This window comes from Fulvivirga kasyanovii, from assembly GCF_009711405.1.
Lineage (GTDB): Bacteria > Bacteroidota > Bacteroidia > Cytophagales > Cyclobacteriaceae > Fulvivirga > Fulvivirga kasyanovii.
In genome coordinates, this window is the sequence record NZ_SMLW01000667.1 from 43,225 (window position 1) to 43,468 (window position 244).

The window sequence follows — 244 nt, forward strand, 5'->3', positions numbered from 1 at the left end:
CCCTCCAAGGTGCGATTAAAAGTTGTTCGAAATGAAAGTGTATACAATGAGGGGCTTTTATTTCAATTCCTCTCAGGTGCGATTAAAAGACACGGGCCAGATGGCAGATCGATGCCAACTCCCACATTTCAATTCCTCTCAGGTACGATTAAAAGGTACGCAAATGATGCTCAAGCATAGCCCTTGCACTTATTTCAATTCCTCTCAGGTGCAATCACTAAGTTCTCCCTCGAGGGAGATGCCG

General features: G+C 45.1%; 1 protein-coding gene. It reads left to right on the forward strand.

Annotated features, from left to right (window positions below):
- Positions 1–31: 31 nt before the first annotated feature.
- Positions 32–244, forward strand: a 213-nt coding sequence (locus E1163_RS31065) for a hypothetical protein (protein ID WP_221418087.1), incomplete at its 3' end; no start/stop codon positions are given.